This window comes from Streptomyces sp. NBC_01092 (assembly GCF_045039535.1).
In the GTDB taxonomy this organism is placed as follows: domain Bacteria; phylum Actinomycetota; class Actinomycetes; order Streptomycetales; family Streptomycetaceae; genus Streptomyces.
On sequence record NZ_CP108659.1, the window covers coordinates 7,323,811 to 7,350,735 of the forward strand.

The 26,925-nt window shown below is 70.8% G+C and carries 17 protein-coding genes; 5 read left to right on the forward strand and 12 right to left on the reverse strand.

What is annotated here, in order from left to right:
- Positions 1–83 precede the first annotated feature (83 nt).
- Both OG254_RS33455 and OG254_RS33460 read right to left on the reverse strand, forming a co-directional pair.
- Complete coding sequence (locus tag OG254_RS33455; RefSeq protein ID WP_405589205.1) at positions 84–980, reverse strand: aldo/keto reductase; 897 nt, start codon at positions 978–980, stop codon at positions 84–86.
- 1 nt (position 981) lies between these two features.
- On the reverse strand, positions 982–1,896 hold the full coding sequence (locus tag OG254_RS33460; RefSeq protein ID WP_405589208.1) for an NAD-dependent epimerase/dehydratase family protein: 915 nt from the start codon (positions 1,894–1,896) through the stop codon (positions 982–984).
- 45 nt (positions 1,897–1,941) lie between these two features.
- On the opposite strand from OG254_RS33460, the gene OG254_RS33465 reads away from it, so the two are divergent.
- The 4 genes from OG254_RS33465 (at position 1,942) to OG254_RS33480 (ending at position 5,605) form a co-directional block, all read left to right on the forward strand.
- A complete protein-coding gene (locus OG254_RS33465; RefSeq protein ID WP_405589211.1) occupies positions 1,942–2,460 on the forward strand; it encodes an Lrp/AsnC family transcriptional regulator in 519 nt (172 codons plus the stop codon).
- Positions 2,461–2,489: 29 nt separating this feature from the next.
- Positions 2,490–2,879, forward strand: a complete 390-nt coding sequence (locus OG254_RS33470; RefSeq protein WP_405589213.1) for a MerR family transcriptional regulator — start codon at positions 2,490–2,492, stop codon at positions 2,877–2,879.
- Positions 2,880–2,893: 14 nt separating this feature from the next.
- On the forward strand, positions 2,894–3,208 hold the full coding sequence (locus tag OG254_RS33475; RefSeq protein WP_405595347.1) for a thioredoxin family protein: 315 nt from the start codon (positions 2,894–2,896) through the stop codon (positions 3,206–3,208).
- Positions 3,209–3,388: 180 nt separating this feature from the next.
- Entirely contained in the window at positions 3,389–5,605 is a 2,217-nt protein-coding gene (locus OG254_RS33480; RefSeq protein ID WP_405589216.1) for a HelD family protein, read from the forward strand.
- A 176-nt stretch (positions 5,606–5,781) separates the two neighbouring features.
- Here the strand turns inward: OG254_RS33480 and glgB are convergent, their stop codons facing one another.
- From glgB to OG254_RS33505, 5 genes are all read right to left on the reverse strand, one after another.
- The gene (glgB, locus tag OG254_RS33485) at positions 5,782–8,421 is read right to left on the reverse strand and encodes a 1,4-alpha-glucan branching enzyme (protein ID WP_405589219.1); all 2,640 of its coding nucleotides are present in this window, start codon (positions 8,419–8,421) and stop codon (positions 5,782–5,784) included.
- Positions 8,418–9,878, reverse strand: coding sequence for a maltokinase N-terminal cap-like domain-containing protein (locus tag OG254_RS33490; protein ID WP_405589222.1), 1,461 nt, complete (start codon positions 9,876–9,878; stop codon positions 8,418–8,420). The genes glgB and OG254_RS33490 overlap by 4 nt, the downstream gene beginning before the upstream one ends.
- An 83-nt stretch (positions 9,879–9,961) precedes the next feature.
- Entirely contained in the window at positions 9,962–11,662 is a 1,701-nt protein-coding gene (treS, locus tag OG254_RS33495; protein ID WP_405589225.1) for a maltose alpha-D-glucosyltransferase, read from the reverse strand.
- The gene (locus OG254_RS33500; protein ID WP_405589227.1) at positions 11,659–13,809 is read right to left on the reverse strand and encodes an alpha-1,4-glucan--maltose-1-phosphate maltosyltransferase; all 2,151 of its coding nucleotides are present in this window, start codon (positions 13,807–13,809) and stop codon (positions 11,659–11,661) included. Before OG254_RS33500 ends, treS begins: the two co-directional genes overlap by 4 nt.
- 262 nt (positions 13,810–14,071) lie before the next feature.
- Positions 14,072–15,274, reverse strand: coding sequence for a S8 family peptidase (locus OG254_RS33505; protein WP_405589229.1), 1,203 nt, complete (start codon positions 15,272–15,274; stop codon positions 14,072–14,074).
- A gap of 323 nt (positions 15,275–15,597) precedes the next feature.
- On the opposite strand from OG254_RS33505, the gene OG254_RS33510 reads away from it, so the two are divergent.
- A complete protein-coding gene (locus OG254_RS33510) occupies positions 15,598–18,228 on the forward strand; it encodes a glycosyltransferase family 1 protein (protein ID WP_405589232.1) in 2,631 nt (876 codons plus the stop codon).
- Positions 18,229–18,267: 39 nt separating this feature from the next.
- On the opposite strand, the gene OG254_RS33515 is transcribed toward OG254_RS33510, so the two are convergent.
- The 5 genes from OG254_RS33515 to OG254_RS33535 all read right to left on the reverse strand — a co-directional run bounded on the left by OG254_RS33515 (position 18,268) and on the right by OG254_RS33535 (position 26,924).
- A complete protein-coding gene (locus OG254_RS33515) occupies positions 18,268–18,774 on the reverse strand; it encodes a DUF1990 family protein (protein ID WP_405589235.1) in 507 nt (168 codons plus the stop codon).
- 71 nt (positions 18,775–18,845) lie between these two features.
- The gene (locus tag OG254_RS33520) at positions 18,846–20,501 is read right to left on the reverse strand and encodes a M4 family metallopeptidase (protein WP_405589237.1); all 1,656 of its coding nucleotides are present in this window, start codon (positions 20,499–20,501) and stop codon (positions 18,846–18,848) included.
- 226 nt (positions 20,502–20,727) lie between these two features.
- Entirely contained in the window at positions 20,728–22,770 is a 2,043-nt protein-coding gene (locus OG254_RS33525; RefSeq protein ID WP_405589240.1) for a M4 family metallopeptidase, read from the reverse strand.
- 294 nt (positions 22,771–23,064) lie between these two features.
- Positions 23,065–25,095, reverse strand: a complete 2,031-nt coding sequence (locus OG254_RS33530; RefSeq protein WP_405589243.1) for an NAD(+) synthase — start codon at positions 25,093–25,095, stop codon at positions 23,065–23,067.
- 89 nt (positions 25,096–25,184) lie between these two features.
- Positions 25,185–26,924, reverse strand: a complete 1,740-nt coding sequence (locus OG254_RS33535; protein ID WP_405595349.1) for an ABC transporter ATP-binding protein — start codon at positions 26,922–26,924, stop codon at positions 25,185–25,187.
- Position 26,925 lies beyond the last annotated feature (1 nt).

Genomic DNA, 26,925 nt, shown 5'->3' on the forward strand with positions numbered 1-26,925 from the left:
CGGCCCCGCCTGAACCGGGGCCGGGCGTCCGGCATTTGCGCCGGGCGGCTGAGTTGTTCCCCCGTCACTCAGCCGCCCGGTCGTCAACCGACGGAAACCGTCGCACCGTCGAGCCGTTCCAGCTCCTGAGCGCTCAGCACCAGGTCGGCCGCGGCTGCCGAGTCCCGGATCGTCTCCGGGCGGCTCGCACCCGGAATCGGGATCACGGCGGGGGACCGGGCCAGCAGCCAGGCCAGGCAGACCTGCTGAGGGCTGACACCGCGTGCCCGCGCCACGGCGTGGAACGCACCGAAGCGCGGCTCGCCCGCCGTCCCCGACGGCCCGTCCAGCGAGCTGCGCGAGATGCCGCCGAGCGGGCTCCACGGCAGGAACGCCAGCCCGAGCTCCGCGCACAGGCGGAGCTCGGCCTCGCTGTCCCGTACGGCGGGCGAGTACCGGTTCTGCACCGACACCAGCCGGTCGCCAAGGATCCGGTGGGCGGCGCGGATCTGGTCCACGTCCGTGTTGGAGACGCCGGCCAGGCGGATCTTGCCCTCGTCGAGCAGCTCGCGCAGCGCGCCGACCGACTCCTCGAACGGAACCGCCGGATCGGGCTTGTGGAGCTGGTAGAGCCCGATCGCCTCGACGCCGAGCCGCCGCAACGACGCCTCGGCGGCGGACTTCAGCCGGCGCGGGTCGCCGTTCACCGTCCAGTTGCCGTCGGCCGGTCGGCCCCGGCCGCCCTTGGTGGCCACCAGCACGTCGTCCGTGTCGCCGCCGTACGCGGCCAGCGCGCGGGCCACGAGGAGTTCGTTGTGGCCGGGCTCGGCGCCGGGCAGATGGTAGGAGTCCGCCGTGTCCAGCAGCGTCACCCCCGAGTCGAGGGCGGCGTGCACGGTGGCCAGGGCGCGCCGCTCGTCGGGGCGGCCCTCGATGGACAGCGGCATCGCGCCGAGGCCGATCGCGCTCACGCGCAGGGAGCCGAGCGTGCGGTGGCGCATGTCAGCCGCCGTCCTTTCCGAGGGTCTCGGCGACGGCCTTCGGGAGCCACTGCCGGGCGTGGGTGAAGCGGAAACCGAGCCGTGTGGCGCGGGAGTTGTCCATGGCGTAGGCGCGGGTGAAGGAGAAGGGGGAGACCTCGCCGACCTCGACGGGCCGGAAGACGGTCCGGCCGTCCGGGTAGTGCGCGGCGATCTCGGCGCACAGTTCCTCGGTGGTCAGCAGCCCGTGCGAGGCGGCGTTGACCGGGCCGGTGAAGTCCTGGCCCACCGCCCAGAACAGGAAGTCGGCGATCTCCTCGACGTGGATGTACGTCGCCGGGTGGTTCACCACCGGTACGGCGATCGGCGCCCCGGCGCGGATCCGGCTCGCGTAGTGCGCCATACGGCCCGTGAAGTCGTCGTCCCCGCCGAGCACATGGGCGACCCGCACGGCCGTGTACGGCAGCGCCGGGTCGGCGGCGAACACGGCCTCCGCCTGGCGCTTGCCCTCGCCGTAGTGGGTGTCGAGGAACTCCGGGTCCTCCCAGGGGAGTTCGAGGTCGACGGGTACGTCCGCCGGGTCCACGTCCGTCTCGCGCACGGGGGCGATCGAGTCCTCGTACTCGTACACCTCCACCGTCGACGTCAGCACGTAACGACGGGTGCGGCCGGCGAACACCCGGCGGGCGATCGCCGCCTGGCGCGGGGTGTAGCAGACCTGGTCGACCACGGCGTCGAAGGTCCGCGAACCCAGCGCCGCCGTCAGGGACCTCTCGTCGTCGCGGTCGGCGACGAGGTGGACGACGCCCGGCGGCGGCGCCGACGAACCGCGGTTGATTACCGTCACCCGGTCCCCGGCGGCCAGCAGCCGTGCGATCAGCCGCTTGCCGAAGTAGCGGCTGCCGCCGATGACCAGTACCTCTCGTGCGCTTCCCATGGCCATAATTCTCGCGGCCTCACACCGCGTCCTGAAGGGGAAGACATGGGAGATCCGGTCACCGTGCCGAAAGAACCACGGCAGTTGCGCCCGTCCGCCGTCGAAACATCGGTGGCCTTCGACGCCCTGGACCGGCAGATCCTGGAGCTCCTCCAGACCGACGGCCGGATCAAGCTCAGCGAGCTCGGGCGGCGCGTGCGCCTCAGCCCGGCAGCGGTCACCGAGCGGGTGCGGCGGCTGGAGGCGGCGGGCGCGATCACGGGATACGGCGCGCAGATCGCCCCCGCCCGGCTCGGCTACGGCATCCAGGCCTTCATCCGGGTCAACCCGCACGGCGGCTACACCCTGCGTCATCCCCGCACCCTGGAGCTGATCGAGCGCCCCGAGATCGTCGAGGTCCACCACGTCGTCGGAGAGGACTGCTGGATCCTCAAGGTTGCCGTCGAGGACACCGTCCACCTGGAGGAGATCCTCGAACAGATCTCGGCGCTGGGCAGGACGACGACATCGATCGTGCTGTCCTCCCCGCTGCCGAGGAAGCCGCTCCTGCCGCGGTTGCCCTGACGTCGGCGTCAAGGATTACGTTCGTAGGCATGCGAATCGGCGAGCTGGCCGCGCGGGCCGGGACCACGACGCGCACCTTGCGCTACTACGAGTCGCGGGGGCTGCTGCCCGCGCGGCGCGGCGGCAACGGGTATCGGACCTACGACGAGGGCGACCTGAAGCTGCTGCGGCAGATCAGGACCTTGCAGGACTTCGGGTTCGACCTGGAGGAGACCCGGCCCTTCGTGGAGTGTCTGCGGGCCGGGCATCCGGAGGGCGACTCGTGTCCCGCCTCGCTCGCGGTCTACCGGCGCAAGCTGGACGAGCTCGACGCGCTGATCGGCGAGTTGCAGGCCGTGCGGGTCAAGATCGGCCTGCGGCTGGCGATGGCCGAGGGGGAACCACCACCGTTGTGCGAACTGGGAGGGCAGGAGCTGTGATCAGAGCGGCGGGCGTGGCCGAGGTGACGGACGCGGACTTCGAGACGGAGGTGATCGGGGCGGAGCTGCCGGTGCTGGTGGAGTTCACCGCCGACTGGTGCCCACCGTGCCGTCAGATGGGGCCGGTGCTCAGCGCCCTGGCCGCGGAGGAGGGCGAGCGGCTGAAGGTCGTGCAGCTGGACGTGGACACCAACCCGGACACCACCAACGTGTACAAGGTGCTGTCGATGCCGACCTTCATGGTCTTCCGGGGCGGTGAGCCGGTGAAGGCGATGGTGGGCGCCCGGCCCAAGCGGCGACTGCTGGAGGAGCTCGCCGACGTGCTGTGATTGCGCCCGGGACACGAACCGGAACACAAGAAATCCCCCGAGCAATTGTGCTCGGGGGATTTCTTTGGGTATATTCAATGGTTCGCGACTTCGCGTGAATTCGGTCGCGGTGAAGTTCAGTGAGCACAGTATATCCGGGCGGGAGCAGAATTGTCAAACACCGAATTTCAAGACGGTGAAATGCGGCGCGAGCAGGAATTCATCGACGACCTGTACGCGCGCGTGGACGCGTTGCGCGGTGACACCGAGAACTCCGTCACGGACGCGCTCGCCCAGGGCAACACGCCCATGCAGGCCCGGCTGGAGCGGGACATCCTCGTCGCCGAGCGCTCGGGGCTGCTGGCCGCGCTGAACGGCGTGGACGGATCGCTGTGCTTCGGCCGGATCGACCTCTCCTCGGGCGTGGCCCACCACATCGGCCGGATCGGCCTGCGCACCGACGACGCCGAGCGCACGCCGATCCTCGTCGACTGGCGGGCGGACGTCGCCCGCCCCTTCTACCTGGCCACCGGCCACACCCCGATGGGGCTCAGGCGCCGGCGGCACATCACCACCGGCGGCCGTACGGTCACCGCCCTGCACGACGAGATCCTCGACCTCGGGGACCGCGAGCGCACCGGGCACGAGGACCCGACGGGCGACGCGGTCCTGCTCGCCGCGCTGAACACCGCGCGCACCGGCCGGATGAACGACATCGTGCAGACCATCCAGGCCGAGCAGGACGAGATCATCCGGGCGCCGCACCGCGGGGTGCTGGTGGTGGAGGGCGGTCCGGGCACCGGCAAGACGGCCGTCGCCCTGCACCGCGCCGCCTACCTCCTCTACGAACACCGTGAACTGCTCGCCAAGCGCGCGGTCCTGATCGTCGGCCCCAACCCCGCCTTCCTCGGCTACATCGGCGAGGTCCTGCCCTCACTGGGCGAGACGGGCGTGCTGCTGGCCACCGTCGGCGAGCTGTTCCCCGGCGTGAAGGCGACGGCCACCGACACCCGGGAGGCGGCCGCGGTGAAGGGCCGCGCCGACATGGCGGACGTGCTCGCCGAGGTCGTACGGGACTGGCAGGCGCTGCCCGACCCGGTGATCGCGATCGAGCACGACCGCGAGATCCTGATGCTCGACGACGGCCTGGTGAAGGTGGCGCGCGAGAAGGCCCGTGCCGCGCGGCTGCCGCACAACGCGGCGCGGGAGCACTTCGAGGGCCACATCCTCAACACCCTCACCGAGTTGTACGCCGAGCGGGTCGGCACCGACCCGTACGACGGCAGCAGCCTCCTCGACACCACCGACGTCACCCAGATCCGCGACGAGCTCGCCGAGAACCCCGAGGTGTGGGCGGCCGTCGACCAGCTGTGGCCGCGGCTGACCCCGCAGCGCCTGGTCGCGGACTTCCTCGCCGACCCCGTCGGCCATCTGCCCGACGAGGACGTGGCCGCGATCCGCCGGCCCGTGACACGGGCGTGGACGGTGGCGGACGTACCGCTGCTCGACGAAGCGGCCGAACTGCTCGGCGAGGACGACCGGGTGAAGCGGGCGCTGGCCGAGCGGGAGCGGGAGACGCAGGTCGCGTACGCACAGGGCGTGCTGGACGTCTCGTACGCCTCGCGCACCTACGAGTTCGAGGACAAGGACGAGCAGGACTCCGAGGTCCTGTCCGCGCACGACATCATCGACGCCGAGCGGTTCGCCGAGCGCCAGGAGGAGGACGACCACCGCAGCGCCGCCGAGCGCGCGGCGGCCGACCGCACCTGGGCGTTCGGGCACATCATCGTCGACGAGGCGCAGGAGCTGTCGCCGATGGCCTGGCGGCTGCTGATGCGGCGCACCCCCACCCGCTCGATGACCCTGGTCGGCGACCCGGCCCAGACGGCGGAGGCGGCGGGCGTCGGCTCGTGGCAGAAGATCCTTCAGCCGTACGTCGAGGACCGCTGGGAGCACACCCGCCTCGGCGTCAACTACCGCACGCCGGCCGAAATCATGGACCTCGCGGCGGCGGTCGTACGCGCGGAGAACCCGGACTTCGAACCGCCGAGTTCCGTACGGTCCACCGGTGTACGTCCCTGGGTGCGTGCCACCGACGACCTGCCCGGCGCGGTGGCCAAGGCCGTCGAGGAGCTCACGCCGGCCGAGGGCCGACTGGCGGTCATCGCGCCGCGCCATCTGCACGGCAAGCTGGCGGCGCGGCTTGACGGGGTGACGGCGGGGACGGAGCCCGACCTCACCCAGTCGGTCGTCCTCCTCGACCCCCGCCAGTCGAAGGGCCTGGAGTTCGACTCCGTGCTGGTGGTGGAACCGGGGCTGTACGGCACGAGCGATCTGTACGTGGCGCTGACGCGGGCTACGCAGCGGTTGGGAGTGCTGCATACGGGACGGCTGCCGAAGGCGCTGACCACCGCCTGAAACCTGGATCGCCCCCGCCGCCCCTACCCGTCCCATCCTTCTGGGGCTCCGCCCCAGACCCCGCTCCTCAATCGCCGGAGGGGCTGGTTTTTCAGCCCGTCCGGCGTTTGAGGACGAGGCCCGTTCAGGGCCGAAAGCGGGGGTCCGGGGGCGGCAGCCCCCGGGGACGGGACGAACTAGGCCGGCCGCAGCCAGACCGTCGCCAGCGGAGGCAACGTCAGGCGGATGCTGGCCGCGCGGCCGTGCCACGGCTGTGGCTCCGGCTTGACCGGGTCGGGATTGGTGACATCGCTGCCGCCGTACCGGGCCGCGTCGGTGTTCACCGTCTCGTGCCACGCCGGGACGTCGTCCGGGACGCCGAGGCGGTACTCGTGCCGGACAACCGGTGAGAGGTTCGACACCGCCAGCAGCGGAGCTCCCTCCGCGTCGTAGCGCAGGAACGCGAAGACGTTGTCGTCCGCCGCGTCACCCACCACCCACTGGAAGCCCGACGGGTCGGTGTCCCGCTGCCAGAGGGCCGGCGTGTGGACGTAGACCGTGTTCAGGTCGCGGACCAGGTCCCGCACTCCCCGGTGGTCGGGCTCCGCCCCGTACGCCGGGTCCAGCAGCCACCAGTCCGGCCCGTGCGCCTCCGACCACTCGGCGCCCTGCGCGAACTCCTGCCCCATGAAGAGCAGTTGCTTGCCCGGGTGGGCCCACATGAAGCCCAGGTAGGCACGGTGGTTGGCGCGCTGCTGCCACCAGTCGCCCGGCATCTTCGACACCAGCGACCGCTTGCCGTGCACGACCTCGTCGTGGGAGATGGGCAGGACGTAGTTCTCGCTGTACGCGTACACCATCGAGAACGTCATCTCGTTGTGGTGGTACTTGCGGTGCACCGGCTCCTTGGCGATGTACTCCAGCGAGTCGTGCATCCAGCCCATGTTCCACTTCAGCCCGAAGCCCAGGCCGCCGAAACCGCCGGGACCGGACACGTGCGTCGGGCGGGTCACGCCGTCCCAGGCCGTCGACTCCTCCGCGATCGTCACGACCCCCGGCACCCGCCGGTACACCGTCGCGTTCATCTCCTGCAGGAACGCCACCGCGTCCAGGTTCTCCCGCCCGCCGTGCTCGTTCGGCACCCACTGGCCCGGCTCGCGCGAGTAGTCCAGGTAGAGCATCGACGCCACCGCGTCCACCCGGAGCCCGTCGATGTGGAACTCCTCGCACCAGTAAAGGGCGTTGGCGACCAGGAAGTTGCGCACCTCGCGTCGGCCGAAGTCGAACTCCAGCGTGCCCCAGTCGGGGTGCGCGGAGCGGAGCGGGTCCTCGTGTTCGTAGAGCGGACGGCCGTCGAACTCGGCCAGCGCCCAGTCGTCGCGCGGGAAGTGCGCCGGTACCCAGTCCATCAGTACGCCGATGCCGGCCTGGTGCAGGCGGTCGACGAGGTACTTGAAGTCGTCCGGCGTGCCGAGCCGGGCCGTGGGCGCGTAGAAGCCGGTGACCTGGTAGCCCCACGAGCCGCCGAAGGGGTGCTCGGCGACCGGCATCAGCTCGACGTGGGTGAAGCCCAGGTCCTTGACGTACGCGGGGAGCTGTTCGGCCAGCTGGCGGTAGGTCAGACCGGGTCGCCAGGAGGCCAGATGAACCTCGTACGCCGAGAAGGGTGCCTCATGCGTCGGGACCTGCCCGCGCCTGGCCAGCCACGCCGCGTCGCCCCACTCGTGCCGCGAGGCGAACACGACCGACGACGTGTTGGGCGGGGCCTCCGTGTGGCGGGCCAGCGGATCTGCGCGCAGCGTCTTCGAGCCGTCGGGCCGGGTGATCTCGAACTTGTACAGCTCGCCCTCGCCGATTTCGGGCACGAACAGCTCCCACACACCGGTGCCGCCGAGCGAACGCATCGGATACCCCGTGCCGTCCCAGAAGTTGAAGGTCCCGGCCAGGGACACGCCCCGGGCGTTCGGCGCCCACACCGTGAAGCGGGTGCCGGTCACGCCCATGTGGGTCATCGGCTCGGCGCCCAGGGCCCGCCACAGCTCCTCGTGCCGTCCCTCACCGATCAGATGGAGATCGAGCTCGCCGAGCGCCGGCAGGAAGCGGTACGCGTCCTCGGTCTCCCGCACCGACCCCTCGTACGCGACGAGGAGCCGGTAGTCCGCCGGCACCTCCAGCAGCGGCAGCAACCCCGAGAAGAATCCCTCCCCGTCGTCGTGCAGTTCGGCCCGCAGGCTCCCCGCGACGACGGTCACCGACAGGGCGTACGGTCGGAAGGCCCGGAAAGCGACACCGCCGGGCATCGGATGGGCGCCGAGGACGGAGTGCGGGTCGTGGTGCGTGCCGGTGAGCAGCCGGTCGCGGTCGGCCGCGTCGAGGGCGGGGGAGACGGCGACCTCCACGGGCTCGGCCGGCCTCGTGACCGCCTTCTGCGCGGGGATCTTCTTTTGCGTCGCCTTCTGCGCGGGGATCTTCTTGCCGGCGGGCTTCTTGGCGGCGGTGCTCTTGGCGGCGGTGGTCTTGGCGGCCGTGCTCTTTGAGGCCGTCGTCTTCGAGGCCGTCGTTTTCGCGGTGGCCTTCTTCGCCCCCGCCTTCTTCGCGACGGCCTTCTTGGCGGCCGCCTTCTTCGCCGGGGCCTTCTTCTCGGCCGTCCGTTTCGCGGCAGCCTTCTTCTGCCCGGCGGCCTTCGCCGCCGCCTTCTTCGCCGTCCCCTTCCGCACGGCCTCCGCGGCCTCGGCGGCCTTGGTCGTCGCCCTTTTGGCGACGCTCGTCGTCTCGACCGACTGCTCGGTCGTGTTCTCGGCTTCCGAGCCGCTGGAGGGAGTGGTGCGGGGGGTCACGGGCGGGGCCTCCTAGGCGAGGGTGGGGATGAGGGGAGGGAGGGAGAGGAGGTGGAGCCGGGCGGGGCGCCGGCGTCCGCGGCGAGACGGCCTATGGCCGACAGCGGCACCGGGAGCCAGTCCGGGCGGTGGCGGGCCTCGTAGACGACCTCGTAGATCGCCTTGTCGGTCTCGTACGCCCGCAGCAGCACCGGGTCGGTCCGCGGATCGGTGCCGCTGACCTGCGCGTACCCGGAGCAGTACGCGGCCCGGCAGGCCTCGGCCCAGCCCGGTACCGGCAGGTCGGCCGAGTGGGCGGCGTAGTCGAACGAACGCAGCATCCCGGCGACGTCCCGCACCGGCGGCTGCGGCATCCGCCGTTCGGCCAGCGGCTTCGACGGCTCGCCCTCGAAGTCGATCAGCCACCAACGCCCGCCCGGCGAGCGCAGGCACTGCCCGAGGTGCAGATCGCCGTGGATGCGCTGGGCGGTCCAGGTGCAGCCCTCGGCGGCGAGATCGGCCAGCGCCTCGAACGCGGAGCGCAGCGCGGGCGCGTACGGCCGCAGCGCCGGCACCGCCTGGGCGGCCGCGTCCAGCCGCTCGACCATGCCGTCGACCAACTGCTGCACCTGGGAGTGCCCCAGCGTCACCGTCGGCAGCGTGCGGGCCAGCGCGGTGTGCACCTCGGCGGTCGTGCGCCCCAGCGCCCGCGCCTCGGCGGCGAAGTCCTCGCCCTTGGCCAGCTCGCGCAGCGCCAGCTCCCAGCCGTCCGCCGCGCCCTGCACGAAGGGCTGGAGCACGCCCAGTACGTACGACTCACCCGCCAGCTCCGAGCAGAACCACGCCGTCGGCGCGGGCACCCGGTCGCAGCCCTCGCGGGCCAGCGCGAGCGGCAGCTCCAGGTCCGGATTGACGCCGGGCACGACCCGGCGCAACAGCTTCAGGATGAACGTATCGCCGTAGACGACCGACGAGTTCGACTGTTCGGAGGTGACCAGGCGCGGCACCAGGGCCGACCTGATCTCCTGGTCGCCGTCCCGTTCGAAGCGCAGCGCGCCGATCCGGGCCCCGGTGCGCAGGGCCTCCAGGAGCAGCTCGGCGGGACGGGCGTCGTACAGGGCGTCGTACACCGTGCGTCCGGTGAGCGGGCCCTCGGTCACGTGCCCGATCAGCGCCGGCGCCAGCCGGGGTGGGAGCGCCTCGCGGTCGCCTATCACGAGCTGGTAGCAGTCGGCGGGCTGCTCGGGTGCGCCCGCTACCGGCGCGAGCGGCTGATGGGCGCGCACCAGCAGGTGGTACAGGCCCAGCTTGCCGCCGGGCGGCAGCAGTTCGGTCGCCGCGACCAGCGAGAACCCGGTGACCGGACGCCCCTTGCCCGCGAACCACCGCTGCCGTGGCAGCCATTCCCGTAGCAGTGGATCCAGTGACGCAAGGAGGCCGGGCGGGAGGGTGACGGTACGGGTGACGGCTTCCGACATGGCGTCGCGTCCTTTCCCCGGGTGGTCGGGGTGTTACTTCTGCGTGCCCCGGGCGGGGCGGTGGAAACCGCCCCGCCGGGCTCTCAGGCGGCGTCCTTGCGCAGCCGGAACCAGTAGAAGCCGTGGCCCCCGAGGGTCAGCAAGTACGGGAGCTCACCGATGGCCGGGAATCGCACCCCGCCGAACAGCTCGACGGGATGTCGGCCGTTGAACCTGCGCAGATCGAGTTCCGTCGGCTGCGCGAACCGCGAGAAGTTGTGCACGCACAGGACCAGATCGTCCTCGTATTCACGCAGGAAGGCGAGGACCGCCGGGTTCGACGACGGGAGTTCGGTGTAGGAGCCGAGTCCGAACGCCGGGTTCTGCTTGCGGATCTCGATCATGCGGCGGGTCCAGTGCAGGAGCGAGGACGGCGAGGCCATGGACGCCTCGACGTTCGCCACCTGGTAGCCGTAGACCGGGTCCATGATCGTCGGCAGATACAGCCGTCCCGGATCGCAGGACGAGAAGCCGGCGTTGCGGTCCGGGGTCCACTGCATGGGGGTGCGCACGGCGTCGCGGTCGCCGAGCCAGATGTTGTCGCCCATGCCGATCTCGTCGCCGTAGTAGAGGATCGGCGAGCCGGGCAGGGACAGCAGCAGCGCGGTGAACAGCTCGATCTGGTTGCGGTCGTTGTCCAGCAGGGGTGCCAGCCGGCGCCGGATTCCGATGTTGGCGCGCATGCGGGGGTCCTTGGCGTATTCCGCCCACATGTAGTCGCGTTCCTCGTCGGTGACCATTTCCAGCGTCAGCTCGTCGTGGTTGCGCAGGAAGATGCCCCACTGGCAGCCGGAGGGAATGGCCGGGGTCTTGGCGAGGATTTCCGAGACCGGGTACCGCGACTCCCTGCGCACCGCCATGAAGATGCGCGGCATGACGGGGAAGTGGAACGCCATATGGCACTCGTCGCCACCGCTGGAATAGTCGCCGAAGTAGTCGACGACGTCCTCCGGCCACTGGTTCGCCTCCGCCAGGAGCACCGTGTCCGGGTAGTGGGCGTCGATCTCCTTGCGCACCCGCCTCAGGAGCTCGTGCGTGGCGGGAAGGTTCTCGCAGTTCGTGCCTTCTTCGGCATACAGATACGGCACCGCGTCCAGCCGGAAACCGTCGATTCCGAGGTCCAGCCAGAACCTCAGCGCCGAGAGGATCTCCTCCTGCACGGCCGGGTTCTCGTAGTTCAGGTCCGGCTGGTGGGAGAAGAAGCGGTGGAAGAAGTACTGCTTGCGGACCGGGTCGAAGGTCCAGTTGGAGGCTTCGGTGTCGACGAAGATGATGCGGGCGTCGGCGTACTGCTTGTCGTCGTCGGCCCACATGTAGTAGTCGCCGTAGGGGCCGTCGGGGTCTTTCCTCGATTCCTGGAACCACGGGTGCTGGTCGCTGGTGTGGTTCATGACGAAGTCGATGATGACCCGCATACCGCGCTGGTGGGCCGAGTCCACGAAGTCCACGAAGTCGGCGAGGTCACCGAATTCCGGTAGGACGGCGGTGTAGTCGGAGACGTCGTAGCCGCCGTCGCGGAGCGGTGATTTGAAGAAGGGCGGCAGCCACAGGCAGTCGACGCCGAGCCATTGCAGGTAGTCGAGTTTGGCGGTGAGGCCCTTGAGGTCGCCGACACCGTCGCCGTTGCTGTCCTGGAAAGAGCGCACCAGGACCTCGTAGAAGACGGCGCGCTTGAACCAATCCGGGTCACGATCCTTGGCAGGCGTGTCCTCGAAGGTGTCCTGAACGGGCTCGTTGACGATCATTTTGTGGGTGACCCTCCGATCTGCGGGGTGGACGGTCGCAGAACACGGCTGTGCCTATCCGGCGGATAACCCCCGGACCCCCAGCCGACGACAAGCACATGCGCGCCGCCGGGTTCGAGGCGCACATAGTTGGCCCTGCCCCAGTGATAGGTCTCGCCGGTGAGCTCGTCGCGCACCGGCACCGACTCGTGCCAGTCCAGGCCGAGTTGCGGCATGTCCAACGAGACCGTGGCCTCCTGGGTGTGGTGCGGGTCGAGGTTGGCGACCACCAGAACCGTGTTCGATCCCTGCCGCTTCGAGTAGGCGATCACCTCGTCCTTGTCCGCCTGATGGAAGTGCAGATTGCGCAGCTGCCGCAGCGCGGGATTCGCGCGCCGGACGGTGTTGAGCCTGGTGAGGAGTGGCGTGATCGTACGCCCCTCACGCTCGGCTGTCTCCCAGTCGCGGGGGCGTAGTTGGTACTTCTCCGAGTGGAGGTATTCCTCGCTGCCCTTGCGCAGGGGGGTGTTCTCGCACAGTTCGTAGCCGCTGTAGATGCCCCAGGTGGGGGAGAGGGTGGCGGCGAGGACGGCGCGGACCTCGAAGGCGGGGCGGGCGCCGTTTTGGAGGTAGGCGTGCAGGATGTCGGGGGTGTTGGCGAAGAAGTTGGGCCGCATGTAGGCCGCCGCGTCGCCGGACAGCTCGGTCAGGTAGTCGGTCAGCTCCTGCTTGCCGTTGCGCCAGGTGAAGTAGGTGTAGGACTGCTGGAAGCCGGTCTGGGCCAGGGTGTGCATCATCGCCGGGCGGGTGAACGCCTCGGCCAGGAAGATCACGTCGGGGTCGGTGCGGTTGATGTCCGCGATCACCCGCTGCCAGAACACGACCGGTTTGGTGTGCGGGTTGTCGACCCGGAAGATCCGCACGCCGTGGGCCATCCAGTGCCGCAGTACCCGCAGCGTCTCGACGATCAGGCCGTCCATGTCGGCGTCGAAGGCGATCGGGTAGATGTCCTGGTACTTCTTCGGCGGGTTCTCCGCGTAGGCGATCGTCCCGTCCGCGCGGTGGTGGAACCATTCCGGGTGCTTGTGGACCCAGGGGTGGTCGGGGGAGCACTGCAGGGCGAAGTCGAGGGCGACTTCCAGGCCCAGCTCGGCCGCCTTCGCGACGAAGCGGTCGAAGTCCTCGATCGTGCCGAGGTCGGGGTGGACGGCGTCGTGGCCGCCCTCGGGGGAGCCGATGGCCCAGGGCACGCCGACGTCGTCGGGGCCGGCGGACAGGGTGTTGTCCGGGCCCTTGCGGTAGGTGGTGCCGATGGGGTGGATCGGGGGGAGGTAGACGACGTCGAAGCCCATCGCGGCGATCGCGGGCAGCCGGCGCGCGGCCGTCTCGAAGGTCCCGTGGGGCTGTTCGGGGGTGCCTTCGGAGCGGGGGAAGAACTCGTACCAGGAGCCGTACAGGGCGCGTTCGCGCTCGACCAGGAGCGGTAGCGGGTCCGAGGCGGTCACCAGTTCCCGCAACGGATACCGGCCCAGCACCGCGTCGACCTCGGGAGTCAGCGCGGCCGCCAACCGCCACGCGGCCGGGCGGCCTTCGTCCCGTAGGGCCTCGGCGGCCGTGAGGATCACCGGCCGCCCCTCGCCCTCGGGCACTGCGGTGGCGGCGCGCTCGTACAGCCGCGCGCCCTCCTCCAGCACCAGCTCCGTGTCCATTCCGGCCGGGATCTTGATCTGGGCGTGGTGCCGCCAGGTGCGGATGGGATCGCCCCAGGCCTCCACGTGGTAGGTCCAGTGGCCCGGCTCGCCGGGGGTGACGTCGGCGCCCCAGCGGTCGGTGCCGGGGGCGAGTTCACGCATCGGCGTCCAGGGGCCCGGGCGGCCGTCCGGATCGGTGAGTACGGCATTGGCGGCCACGGCGTCGTGTCCCTCCCGGAACACGGTCGCCGAGATCTCGAAGGTCTCGCCGGTGACCGCCTTCGCGGGCCGGCGCCCGTGCTGGACGACCGGGCGGACGTCGAGAACCGGTATACGCCCGACACCGCCGGCCGTGTCGGTCGCGGAGGTTCGCTCCGGAGCCGGCGGTCCGGGGTCGGCGGCGGTGGCGCGGGGGACTGGGGGTGCTTCGGTGCGGGGCGTCGGGGGTGTGGACGACTGGTGGTGCATGGCGGGCATGACCGCTCCTGTCCGCGTCAACGTGGGTGGGCGGATGGCTATGGGGAGGTGGGTCCTGCGTGTGGCTGAGCCGACGATGCGGCTCCGCCGCGTGGGTGTGCGCCCGGGGGCGCACGGGTGGGGTGTACCGGAGGAGCCTTCCCACCCTATTCGGGTGGGCAATCCGGCACTTTGTTAACTACTCACGCGTATGTCTACGCACAAGACCGGCCCCGTTCCTCAGGAACGGAGCCGGTGTCCTGACTTCGCCGGGAAGTGGCCGCTACGAGCCCGGTACCTGCACGAGTTTGTTCGGTGAGCCCAGCCCGCGGCCGGAGACCTTGCCGGACACCGCCTGTGCCACCAGCGCCTTGGACACCTGCGCCGGCGACGCCTTGCGGTGGTCGGCCAGATAGAGCGCGGCCACGCCCGCCACGTGCGGCGACGCCATCGACGTACCGGAGTAGGTGGCCCGCCCGGTGTTGCTCGCGTACGACGCCGAGGTGATCGACACGCCCGGGGCGAACAGGTCCAGCACCGAGCCGGTGTTGGAGAAGCCCGCCCGTGCGTCGTTCTTGCCGGTGGCGCCGACGGTGATCGCCTCCCGCACCGCCGCGGGGGAGTACAGGCCGGCCGGCAGCCCGTCGTTGCCCGCCGCCACCGTGTAGGTGACGCCTGCGGCGATGGAGTTGCGCACGGCGGCGTCCAGCTGCGCGTTGCGGTAGCCGCCGAGGCTGACGTTGGCGACCGCCGGTTTCCCGGCGTGCTTGGTCACCCAGTCGATACCCGCGATGACCTGGGCCGTCGTGCCCCCGCCGGCGTTGTCCAGGACGCGTACGGCGACGACCTTGGCGTTCTTGGCGACGCCGAACTGCCTGCCCGCGATGGTGCCGGCGACATGGGTGCCGTGGCCGTTGCCGTCGCTCGCCGTCCGGTCGTTGCCGACGAAGTCCCAGCCGTAGCTCGCGCGGCCCCCGAAGTCCTTGTGGGAGATGCGGATGCCGGTGTCGATGACATAGACCGTCACCCCGGTGCCCGCGGACTCGGGCCAGGTGTAGCTCTTGTCCAGCGGAAGGTTGGCCTGATCGATGCGGTCGAGGCCCCAGGACGGCGGGTTCTTCTGGGTGTGTTCCTGAGTCACCCGGGTGTCCTGGACGACCGAGGCGACCCGTGGGTCGGCCGCGAGCAGCTTGGCCTGTCTCTCGCCCGCCCGGATGGAGTAGCCGTTGAGAACCGTGCCGTAGGTGTGGCTGATTTTCGCCCCGTACTTCTCGGCGAGGCTCTTTCCGGCCGCCGACGGAGCCTTCGTTCCCCCCTTGAGTGTCACCACGTAACTGCCGCTGACGGCGCCGGGGTCCCCGGCGCCGAGTATCTGCCCCTCCGGTGCGGCGTGCGCGGGCATGGTGGTGGCCGAAAGCGCGGCGACACAGGTCACCGCGGTCAGCCCACCCGCCCGGCGCAGACGCCGTATTCGCGTCCGAGCCATGGTGTGAGTTCCCCTCCTCGACTCGGCGCACGGCGGCCGTGGATCGCCGGGTGCACCCGGTGTGGCCGGTACGCCATCTGTCACCCTCTCGTGAGGTGAGAAGTCGCCACAAGGACGCCTACGGGGGCGGAATCGGCCATATCGGCTATGGGGGATGTGCAAAGGTTGCGCTCGATTTCGGACGAAGGTGCTCCTTGCGCCCTCCGCTTGACAGGCGCAAAAACGCACTGTGGTGACGAAGCCCCGCATACCGATACCGTCGGGGGCGATGACGGGACCCACACCGCCGTGTGTCCCCTGCCACGCGCTGCCCGAGGTGAACCGTGAAGGCGATCCGTCGATTCACCGTCCGACCTGTCCTCCCCGAACCCCTCCGGCCCCTCAGCGATCTGGCGCGCAATCTGCGCTGGTCCTGGCATGCGGAGACCCGTGACCTCTTCCAGTCCGTGGACCCCGAGCGCTGGGCCGCCTCGGGCAACGACCCCGTACGGCTGCTGGGCAGCGTGTCGCCCGCGCGCCTTGCGGAGCTGGCCGAGGACCGCCGCTTCCTGCGCCGGCTGACCGCGGTCGCCGGCGACCTGGGCGACTACGTCACCGGCGAGCGCTGGTACCAGGAACAGTCCGCCGAACTCCCCGCCGCCGTCGCCTACTTCTCGCCCGAGTTCGGCATCACGGCCGCCCTGCCCCAGTACTCCGGCGGCCTCGGCATCCTCGCCGGGGACCACCTCAAGGCCGCCAGCGACCTCGGCGTCCCGCTCATCGGCGTCGGGCTGCTGTACCGGCACGGCTACTTCCGCCAGACCCTGTCCCGGGACGGCTGGCAGCAGGAGCACTACCCCGTCCTGGACCCCAACGAGCTGCCGCTGGCGCTCCTGAAGGAACCCGACGGCACCCCCACCCAGATCTCCCTGGCCCTGCCCGGCGGCCGGCAGCTGCACGCCCGCGTCTGGCTCGCGCAGGTCGGCCGGGTGCCGCTGCTGATGCTCGACTCCGACGTCGAGGAGAACGACCTCGGCGAACGCGGGGTGACCGACCGGCTCTACGGCGGCGGCAGCGAGCACCGGCTGTTGCAGGAGATGCTGCTGGGCATAGGAGGGGTGCGGGCGGTGCGGACGTACTGCCGTCTGACCGGCCACCCGGCCCCCGAGGTCTTCCACACCAACGAGGGCCACGCGGGCTTCCTCGGCCTGGAGCGCATCGCCGAACTGGCCGACGGGGGGCTGGACTTCGACTCCGCCCTGGAGGCGGTCCGCGCCGGCACGGTCTTCACCACCCACACCCCCGTCCCGGCCGGAATCGACCGCTTCGACCGCGAGCTGGTCGCCCATCACTTCGGGCCCGACGCCGAACTGCCGGGCATCGACGTCGAGCGCATCCTCCAGCTCGGCATGGAGACGTACGCCGGCGGCGAGCCGAACCTCTTCAACATGGCCGTGATGGGCCTGCGCCTGGGCCAGCGGGCGAACGGCGTCTCGCTGCTGCACGGCAACGTCAGCCGCGAGATGTTCTCGGGCCTGTGGCCGGGATTCGACCCCGACGAGGTCCCGATCACCTCGGTCACCAACGGCGTCCACGCCCCGACCTGGGTCGCGCCCGAGGTCTTCCGCCTCGGCGCCCGCCAGATCGGCGCCCAGCGCACCGAGGATGCGCTGACCGTCGGCGGCTCGGACCGCTGGGACGCGGTCGGGGAGATCGCCGACCAGGACATCTGGGAGCTGCGGCGGGTGCTGCGGGAGCAGCTCGTGATGGAGGTGCGGGAGCGGCTGCGCGCGTCCTGGCGCCAACGCGGCGCCGGAACGGCCGAGTTGGGCTGGATCGACGGGGTGCTGGACCCCGACGTCCTGACGATCGGCTTCGCGCGCAGGGTCCCGTCGTACAAACGCCTCACCCTCATGCTCCGCGACCGTGACCGTCTGATGGACCTGCTCCTGCACCCGGAGCGCCCCATCCAGATCGTGGTGGCGGGCAAGGCGCACCCGGCGGACGACGGCGGAAAGCGCCTGGTCCAGGAGCTGGTGAGGTTCGCCGACGACCCGCGCGTGCGCCACCGCCTCGTCTTCCTGCCGGACTACGGCATGGCGATGGCCCAGAAGCTCTACCCCGGCTGCGACATCTGGCTGAACAACCCGCTCAGGCCCCTGGAGGCGTGCGGCACGTCGGGCATGAAGGCGGCCCTGAACGGCTGCCTCAACCTGTCCGTCCTGGACGGCTGGTGGGACGAGTGGTTCCAGCCGGACTTCGGCTGGGCGATCCCCACGGCCGACGGCACCGGCACGGACCCGGACCGCCGGGACGACATAGAGGCCGCGGCGCTGTACGACCTGCTGGAACAACGCGTCACGCCCCGCTTCTACGAGCACGGCCCGTCCGGCCTGCCGGACCGCTGGATCGAGATGGTCCGCCAGACCCTCACCCTGCTCGGCCCGAAGGTCCTGGCGGGCCGGATGGTCCGCGAATACGTGGAGCGCCTCTACACGCCCGCCGCGCACGCCCACCGCGCGATGACGGCGGACGCGGCGCGCGAACTGGCGGGCTGGAAGGCACGGGTCCGCTCGGCGTGGCACGACGTGAGCGTCGACCACGTGGAGACCTCGGTGCCGACCGTGACGGCGACGGCCACGGCCGAACTCGGCACGACCCTCACCCTCCGCGTCCGCGTCGCCCTCGGCGGCCTCGCCCCCGACGACGTGGAGGTCCAGGTCGTCTCGGGCCGGGTCGACGCGGAGGACCGCATCGCGGACGCGTCGACGGCGCCCCTGAAGCCGGTCGGCAGCCCGGACGGCGACGGGCGCTGGGTCTACGAGGGACCACTGTCCCTGGAGCGCACGGGCCCGTACGGCTACACGGTCCGGATCCTTCCGGCGCACCGGTTGCTGGCGTCGAGCGCGGAGCTGGGCTTGGTGGCGGTGCCTTCGGAGGATGTGGGGGAGGGGGCGGGGGTGTTGCTGCGGTAGCCCTCACGCACGGGCAGGCCGGGTGGTCCGGGCGAGTTCCTACTCGCCCAGGCCCTCGCACAACCGCCGCAACACCGCACCGCAGCGCCGCGCATACGCATGCTGCAACCCCCGCGTAGCCGCCCCGCCCGCTCGCGCGTACCACTTCGCCCCCCGGCTGAAGGCGCGCACCGTCAGCCAGACGGTGCCGTCGCCGGTGCGTTCCACCAGGAACGCCTCCTCGCCGCACTCCGGGTGGCCGGACAGGGTGCCGTAGGCCCAGCCGATGCGGCGGTATTCGTTCGCCGTCCAGACGACCCGGCACGGGGCCTTGATAACGCCGGCGAGGGTGACCGTGACGTCGACCTCGGGGGCCGCTCGGTCGGCGGAGGTGTCTATGCCTACGCCCATCGCGCGGTGCATCTCCCAGGTCATCACCGCCTCCGCGGCTCGGCGGAAGACGTCCTCGCCCTCGCCGATGCGGGTGCGCACGTGCAGGGGGTGGAAGCCGGGCGGGCAGAAGCCGTGCTCCCGGGTCGCGCCGACGTGGTCGTACGTGAAGGACATGGGTCCCAAGAGTAGGGCGGCACCCGGGGATGCCTTCGTCCCGGGTGCCGCCCCTGTCAGCTACGTGCGCGTCAGCTCACGTTGATGGCCGACCAGGCGGCCGCCACCGTCTTGTACTCCGTGCTGGTGGAGCCGTACAGGGCGGACGCCGCGCTCAGCGTCGCCGTGCGGGCGGCCTTGTAGTTGGTGGTCGAGGTCATGTACTCGGTCAGCGCCTTGTACCAGATCGCGGCGGCCTTGTCGCGGCCGATCCCGGTGACCGTCGAGCCGTTGGACGTCGGGGAGTCGTAGCTCACCCCGTTGATCGTCTTCGCGCCGCTGCCCTCCGAGAGGAGGTAGAAGAAGTGGTTCGCGGGGCCCGAGGAGTAGTGGACGTCCAGGCCGCCCAGCGACGAGGACCAGCTGTCCTTGGACCCGCCGTCCTTGCTCGGCTTGTCCATGTAGCGCAGCGGGGTGCCGTCGCCGTTGATGTCGATCTTCTCGCCGATGAGGTAGTCACCGACGTCGTTGGAGTTGTTCGCGTAGAACTCCACCGCCGTGCCGAAGATGTCGGAGGTGGCCTCGTTCAGGCCGCCGGACTCGCCGCTGTAGTTCAGGCCCGCGGTGTTGGAGGTGACGCCGTGCGTCATCTCGTGGCCCGCCACGTCCAGCGAGGTCAGCGGGTTGGTGTTGCCCGTGCCGTCGCCGTACGTCATGCAGAAGCAGCTGTCGTCCCAGAACGCGTTGACGTAGGCGTTGCCGTAGTGGACGCGCGAGTACGCGGCCTTGCCGTCGTTCTTGATGCCGCTGCGGCCGAACGTGTTCTTGTAGAAGTCCCAGGTCTCCTGCGCGCCGTAGGCCGCGTCGACGGCGGCGGTCTGGTCGGTGGAGGAGCTGGAGGCGCTGCCGGTGCCCCAGGTGTCGTCCGCGTCCGTGAACAGGGTGCCGGCGGAGGAGCTGGTGCTGCGGGCCTTGTTGTACGTCTTGTGGCCGCCGCGCGTGGTGTCGTAGAGCTGGTACGTCGAGCCCGACTTGGTCGTGCCCAGCGTGACCGTGCCCGAGTACAGGCTCTTGCCGCTGCCGGTCTCGATGCCCTGGTACTCGAACAGCTTCTTGCCGGTGGCGGCGTCGGTGATGACGTGCAGCTCGTTCGGGGTGCCATCGTCCTGGAGGCCGCCGACGACGGTCTCGTAGGCGAGGGTCGGCTTGCCGTTGGCCGCCCAGATCACCTTGCGGGGCGCGCTGTCCGCCGCGGTCTTCTCCGAGCCGGCTGCCTTCGCCGACTTGACGGCCTGGGTCTCGGCCTTGGCGGCCGTGACGGCCGGCTTGAGCGAGGCGACCTTGATGGTGGCCTTGGTCACGCCCTTTCTCGCGCCGGACGCCGACTCGTGGACGACCAGGTCGCCGCCGAGGACCGGCAGGCCCGCGTAGGTGCGCTCGTAGCGGGTGTGGACCGAGCCGTCGGCGTCCTTGACGACGTCCTTGACGACCAGCTTCTCCTGGGTGCCGAGGCCTATCTCGTCGGCGGTGTCGGCCGCCTTGGCCTGCTGGTCCTTGATGAGCGTGGTGCGCGCGGCGGGGGCGAGCGCGACCGGCACGGCCAGCGAGGTGGCCTTGGTGCCGGCGTCCGCGGGGGCCGCGGCGGCCGAACCACCGGTGGTCAGCGCGGTGGTGAGGAGGGCCCCGGCGGCCACAGTGGTGGCGATGGCCAGGGTCGTGCGCTTGCGACGCGCGTAGAGGGGGGTCACACGAGCTCCTTTTGTGGGGGAGGTGCAGTGGTGCTTGTGCGGCGGGTGAGGGAAGCGTGACACCTGGGGCGCGTACATGTCAGGAGGGGGCGGTGATGTTGGCCAAGATTTGACTGTTGGATGAATGTTTCAGAAATGTGAACGGGCGCCGTCCCGGCGGGAGTTGAACCCACCGAGACGGCGCCCTGTCAGAGGCAGAACACGAACGGGCCTACGGGAAACGGGTCTACGGGAAGGTGACCTTCCAGCTGTTGATGTAACCCGTGTCGATGGCCGCGTTGTCCTGGACCCGCAGCGTCCAGACGCCGTTGGCGACCTCGGAGGACGCGTTCACCGTGTACGTGGTGTTGAGGTTGTCCGAACTGCCGCCGGTGCCGTACCCCTTCAGCGTGTACACCGTGCCGTCGGGGGCGAGCAGATCCACCTTGAGGTCACCGACGTAGGTGTGGACGATGTCCACGGCGACCTGGAGGTTGGACGGCGCGTTGCCGGTACGGCCGGAGACCGTGATCGGCGACGTCACGGCCGCGCCGTTGTCCGGGATCGACACGTCGGTGCCGCTCTCGAACGACGTACCGCCGCCGCCCCCGGGGCGGGTGCCCACGGCGACGCCGGCCCAGGCGTCCTGCACGGCCTTGTACTCGGCGCTCGTGGTGCCGTAGAGCTCACCGGCGGCCGCGAGGGTGCCGGTGCGGGCGGCCGCGTAGTTGGTGTTCGAGGTGAACTTGGTGGTCAGCGAGCGGAACCAGATCTTCTCCGCCTTGTCGCGGCCGATGCCGGTGACCGGAAGGCCGTCCGAGGTGGGCGAGTCGTAGGTGACACCGTTGATGGTCTTGGTGCCGCTGCCCTCGCTCAGCAGGTAGAAGAAGTGGTTCGCGGGGCCCGACGAGTAGTGCACGTCGATCGAGCCGATGCCCGAGTACCAGGCGTCCTTGGACGCGCCGTCCTTGCTCGGCTTGTCCATGTAGCGCAGCGGGGTGCCGTCGCCGTTGATGTCGATCTCCTCGCCGATGAGGTAGTCACCGACGTCGGAGGAGTTGTTGGCGAAGAACTCGACGGTCGAGCCGAAGATGTCGGAGGTGGCCTCGTTCAGGCCGCCCGACTCGCCGCTGTAGATGAGGCCGGCCGTGTTCGAGGTGAGCCCGTGGGTCATCTCGTGCGCGGCCACGTCGATCGACGTCAGCGGGTTCGCGTTGCCCGAGCCGTCGCCGTACGTCATGCAGAAGCAGCTGTCGGACCAGAACGCGTTGACGTAGTTGTTGCCGTAGTGGACCCGGGAGTAGGCGCCGACGCCGTCGCCCTTGATACCGCTGCGGCCGTGCACGTTCTTGTAGTAGTCCCACGTCAGCGCGGCACCGTAGTGCGCGTCGGCGCCCGCGGACTCCAGGTTGGACGGGCTGCCGTTGCCCCAGACGTCGTCCGGGCCGGAGAAGAGGGTGCCGGTTCCGGAGGTGCCGCGGTTGAGGTTGTACGTCTTGTGGCCGCCGCGCGCGCCGTCGGTGAGGTTGTACGTCGATCCCGACTGCGTGGTGCCGAGCGTGACCGTGCCGCTGTACACCGTGTTGCCGGTGCCGGTCTCGATGGCCTCCCACTCGTACAGCTTGTCGCCGGTGGTGGCGTCGGTGATGACGTGCAGTTCCTGCGGGGTGCCGTCGTGCTGGAAGCCGCCGACGACCGTCTCGTACGCCACGGTCGGCTTGCCGTCCGCGGCCCAGATCACCTTGCGGGGCGCCCGGTTGACGTCCGGGCTCTTGGCGTCCTCGGCCTTCGCGGCGGCCAGCGCCTGCTTCTGAGCCTTGGCTGCGGGTACGGCGGCGGTCGTGGTCGCCGGCTTGATGGCGGCGCGGGTCGCCTTCACGACGTCCTTGGTCGCGCCGGACTTCGTGGTCTCGACGACCAGGTCGCCGCCGAGGACGGGCAGACCGTCGTAGGTCCGCTCGTAGCGGGTGTGGACCGTGCCGTCGCCGTCCTTGACGACGTCACGCACGACCAGCTTCTCCTTGGCGCCGAGGCCCAGGTCCTTGGCGGTGTCCGCCTTGGTGGAGTTGGCCTCGCGTATCAGCTCGGCGCGCTGGGCGGGGGACAGCTTGACGGACTCGGCGCCCGGAAGGACCTTGCCCGCGGCCGACGGTGCCTTCTCCGGGGCTGCGGTGGCGGCGCCCGTCTGGACGGCTGCGGCGATCAGAGCGGCGACGCCGACGAGGGCGACGGCGGCAATTCGGCGGGGCGCCGTGTGGGGGGCGCGTCTGTGGGAGGAACTGTCTCTCAACACTGACTCCTTCTGCGCGGCCGCGGATCACGCGGCCAGGGGAGACCGGTCGGCGGGTGGGCCGTCCGGGCAGTTCGGGGTAGTACGCAGAACGACGTGCGCGTGCGGGAACTGAACGTGCGCGTGCGGGAGTTCGGCCGCGGGCACCGTCGCGTGACGGCGCTGTGGGGTTGCTGTGGCGCGGCCGTGGGAAGAGTGGCAGGTGGTTGCGGTTTCTGTCAGGACCGCGTCAGAAAGTTGGCCGGAAATCGTTCGTTGTCCGGGAGTTCACGTTCGATAAACGGACCAGACGCGTCAAACGTCGAAGCGCGCGAGATCGCGCAGCCACGCGGCCGCGTTGCCGTCCGACGGGGCCCGCCAGTCGCCGCGCGGCGAGAGCGAACCGCCCGCCGAGACCTTCGGACCGTTCGGCATCGCCGAGCGCTTGAACTGTGCGAACGCGAAGAAGCGACGGCAGAAGACCTCCAGCCAGCGCCGGATCTCGGCCAGGTCGTAGGCCACCCGCTTCGCCTCGGGGAAGCCCGGCGGCCACGCGCCCGCCTCCGCGTCGTGCCAGGCGTGCCAGGCCAGGAACGCGATCTTCGACGGCCGGAAGCCGTACCGCAGCACATGGAAGAGCGTGAAGTCGTGCAGCGCGTACGGCCCGATCTTCGACTCGGTCGACTGCATCTCCTCGCCCGGCACCAGCTCCGGACTGATCTCCGTGTCGAGGATCGCGGCCAGCGTCCCGCCGGTCTCCTCGTCGAACTGCTCGCTGCCGATGACCCAGCGGATCAGATGCTGGATCAGCGTCTTCGGCACACCGGAGTTGACGTTGTAGTGGCTCATCTGGTCGCCCACGCCGTACGTCGACCAGCCGAGCGCCAGCTCCGACAGGTCGCCGGTGCCGAGCACGATGCCGCCGCGCTGGTTGGCCAGCCGGAACAGGTAGTCGGTGCGCAGGCCCGCCTGCACGTTCTCGAAGGTGACGTCGTACACCGGCTCGCCGGCCCCGAAGGGGTGGCCCATCTCCTGAAGCATCAGCCGCGCGGTGGGCGTGATGTCCAGCTCGGCCGCGGTGACGCCGAGCGAGTTCATCAGCTTGTGGGCGTTGCCCTTGGTGTGGTCGCTGGTGGCGAAGCCGGGCAGCGTGAAGGCCAGGATGTCGCTGCGCGGGCGCCCGGCACGGTCCATCGCCCGGGCGGCGACGATCAGCGCATGCGTGGAGTCGAGACCACCCGACACCCCGATCACGACCTTCGGGCCGCCGATCGCCGCGAGCCGCTGCTGAAGGCCCGCCACCTGGATGTTGTACGCCTCGTAGCAGTCGAGGGCGAGGCGTTCGGCGTCGGCGGGCACGAACGGGAAGCGCTCGACGCGGCGCTTCAGCCCGAGGTCGGTCATCGGCGGGTCGAGCCGGAACTCGATGCGCCGGAAGTCGCCGGTGCGCCCGGCGTGCGCGCGCCGGTTGTCGTCGAAGGTGCCCATCCGCTGCCGCTCCTGCCGCAGCAGGTCGAGGTCGACGTCGGCCACCGCGTACTGGTCACCGAGCGGGAAGCGGTCCGACTCGGCGAGCAGGGCGCCGTTCTCGTAGATCATGGTCTGCCCGTCCCAGGACAGGTCGGTCGTCGACTCGCCGAGCCCTGCCGCCGAGTAGACGTACGCCGCCAGACAGCGCGCGGACGCCGCCCGGCACAGCAGCCGGCGGTCCTCGGCCCGGCCGACCGTGATCGGGCTGCCGGAGAGGTTGGCGAGCACGGTCGCGCCGGCCAGCGCCGCCTCCGCGCTCGGCGGCACCGGCACCCACATGTCCTCGCAGATCTCCGCGTGCAGCACCAGGCCCGGGACGTCCCGGGCCTCGAACAGCAGGTCCACGCCGAAGGGGACCTCCTCGCCGCCGACCCGGATCGTGCCGCCGCGCTCGTCCTCGCCGGACGCGATCTGGCGCCGCTCGTAGAACTCGCGGTAGTTCGGCGGGTACGACTTCGGCGCGACGCCGAGGATCCGCCCGCGGTGCACGATCACCGCGCAGTTGTAGATCCGGTGGCGATGCCGCAGCGGCGCGCCGACCACCAGCACCGGCAGCAGGTCCGCCGACCCGGCCACCACGGTCTGGAGCGCCTGCTCGACCTCGTCGAGCACCGGGTCCTGGAGCAGCAGGTCCTCGATCGAGTAGCCGGTCAGGCCCAGCTCGGGGAAGACGGCGACCGCCACGCCCTCCTGCGCGCACGCGCGCGCCTGCCGCAGCGCCGCCTCCGCGTTGGCGTGCGGGTCGGCGATGACGGTGTGGCCCGTACACGCGGCGACCCGCGCGAAGCCGTGCTGGTAGATCGACCAGAAGTTCAATGGACCGCGGCTTTCTACTGTGGCTTTCTCCAGCTGGCTTTCTTCAGCGTGCCAGGGATCTCCTACGGCAACGAGCATAGATCGCCTGTTCAGGCGGGCCGCTCCGGCCGCTCCCCGTGCCAGGACCGCCACAGCGAGGCGTACGCCCCGCCCGCCGCGACCAGCTCGTCATGCGTGCCGAGCTCGGTGAGGAGGCCGTTCTCCATCACGGCCACGCGGTCCGCGTCGTGCGCGGTGTGCAGCCGGTGCGCGATGGCGATGACCGTACGGCCCTGAAGTACGGCCGCCAGGGCGCGCTCGGTGTGGCGGGCGGTCGTCGGGTCGAGCAGGGCCGTCGCCTCGTCGAGGATCAGGGTGTGCGGGTCGGCCAGCACCACGCGGGCGAGCGCGAGCTGCTGCGCCTGCGAGCCGTCCGTGGCGCGGCCTCCGTCGCCGAGCGCCGTGTCGAGGCCTTCGGGCAGCCGCCGTACCCAGGTGTCGGCGCCGACCGCGGTGAGGGCGGCCCACAGCTCCTCGTCCGTGGCCGACGGCTCGGCGATCCGCAGGTTGTCGCGGACCGTGCCGAGGAAGACGTGGTGCTCCTGGGTGACCAGGACGACCTGGCGGCGCAGCTGCTCCGGGCCGAGCGCGACGACCGGCACACCGCCGACCGTGACCGAGCCGGCGCTCGGCGCGTCCACGCCCGCGAGGAGTCTGCTGAGGGTTGTCTTCCCGGCGCCGGACGGGCCGACCACCGCGAGGCGTTCCCCCGGCCGGACGGTCAGGTCGACACCGCCGAGGACCTCGCCGCCGCGGTCGTAGGCATAGCGCACGCCGGTCACGTCGATGCGGTCGTCGGCGGGTGTCGGAGAGTCGCTCGCTGTGGCCTGCGGGGCCCGCGCCAGGCCCTCCACCCGGGCGAAGGAGGCGCCGCTGCTCTGGAGTTGCTCGACCCGCATCAGGATCTCGTCCAGCGGATCGGCCAGCTGTTGCAGATACAGGGCGGCCGCCACGACGGCGCCGAGGCTCAGCTCGCCCCGCTCCAGCAGGACACCGCCGAGCAGCAGGACCGTGGCGATGGGGACGACGTACGACACCTCGACGGCCGGGAAGAAGACGCTGCGCAGGAACAGGGTGTGGAAGCGGGTCCGGCGGGACGTCTCCAGGGCGTCACGGCTCGCGCTCACCCGCCGCTCTTCGAGGCGCAGCGCCTCCACCGTGCGGGCGCCGGTCGCCGTGGCCGCGAGGATCTCCGCGACGTCCGAGGTGGCCGCGCCCTCGGCGAGGTAGCCGTCGCGTGCCCGGCGCAGATACCAGCGCAGCGCCCAGTGGATGCCGCCGAAGCCGAGCACTCCGCAGACGCCGAGCAGCGGGTTCAGCGTGATCACCGCGGCCAGCAGGAACACCACCTGGACGGAGCTGATGAGAAGCACCGGGCCGACGTCGCGCAGCGTGGTGCCGACCAGGGCGACGTCCCCGGTGCCGCGGGCGGTGAGGTCGCCGGCGCCGGCTCGCTCCACGACGTTCGCCGGGAGGGCGAGGGTGCGGTCGACGAACTCCTCGCGGACGCGCGCCAGTGTCCGTTCGCCGAATCTGTGTCCGACGTACCGTGCCCATCGGGCGAGTAGCAGTTGGGCTGCGGCCGCGGTCAGGATGGCCAGGGCCAGTTTGTCCACCGCCGCCACGCCGTGGCCGGCGCGGACCTCGTCGATGATGCGGCCCACCAGGTAGGGGGCGGCCAGGCCGGCGATCGCTGCGAGGGAGTTCAGGGCGAGTACGGCTGTGAAGGCGCCGGCGTCTGCTCGGATCAGGCGGGTGGTCGCTCGGCGTACGTCTTTGGGTTCTGCGATG

Bases quoted from the DNA above. Each gene is read 5' to 3' on its own strand.
- OG254_RS33455 (WP_405589205.1), bottom strand. From the start codon at position 980: ATGCGCCACCGCACGCTCGGCTCCCTGCGCGTGAGCGCGATCGGCCTC.
- OG254_RS33460 (WP_405589208.1), bottom strand. From the start codon at position 1,896: ATGGGAAGCGCACGAGAGGTACTGGTCATCGGCGGCAGCCGCTACTTC.
- OG254_RS33465 (WP_405589211.1), top strand. From the start codon at position 1,942: ATGGGAGATCCGGTCACCGTGCCGAAAGAACCACGGCAGTTGCGCCCG.
- OG254_RS33470 (WP_405589213.1), top strand. From the start codon at position 2,490: ATGCGAATCGGCGAGCTGGCCGCGCGGGCCGGGACCACGACGCGCACC.
- OG254_RS33480 (WP_405589216.1), top strand. From the start codon at position 3,389: ATGCGGCGCGAGCAGGAATTCATCGACGACCTGTACGCGCGCGTGGAC.
- OG254_RS33490 (WP_405589222.1), bottom strand. From the start codon at position 9,878: ATGTCGGAAGCCGTCACCCGTACCGTCACCCTCCCGCCCGGCCTCCTT.
- treS (WP_405589225.1), bottom strand. From the start codon at position 11,662: ATGATCGTCAACGAGCCCGTTCAGGACACCTTCGAGGACACGCCTGCC.
- OG254_RS33500 (WP_405589227.1), bottom strand. From the start codon at position 13,809: ATGCCCGCCATGCACCACCAGTCGTCCACACCCCCGACGCCCCGCACC.
- OG254_RS33505 (WP_405589229.1), bottom strand. From the start codon at position 15,274: ATGGCTCGGACGCGAATACGGCGTCTGCGCCGGGCGGGTGGGCTGACC.
- OG254_RS33515 (WP_405589235.1), bottom strand. From the start codon at position 18,774: ATGTCCTTCACGTACGACCACGTCGGCGCGACCCGGGAGCACGGCTTC.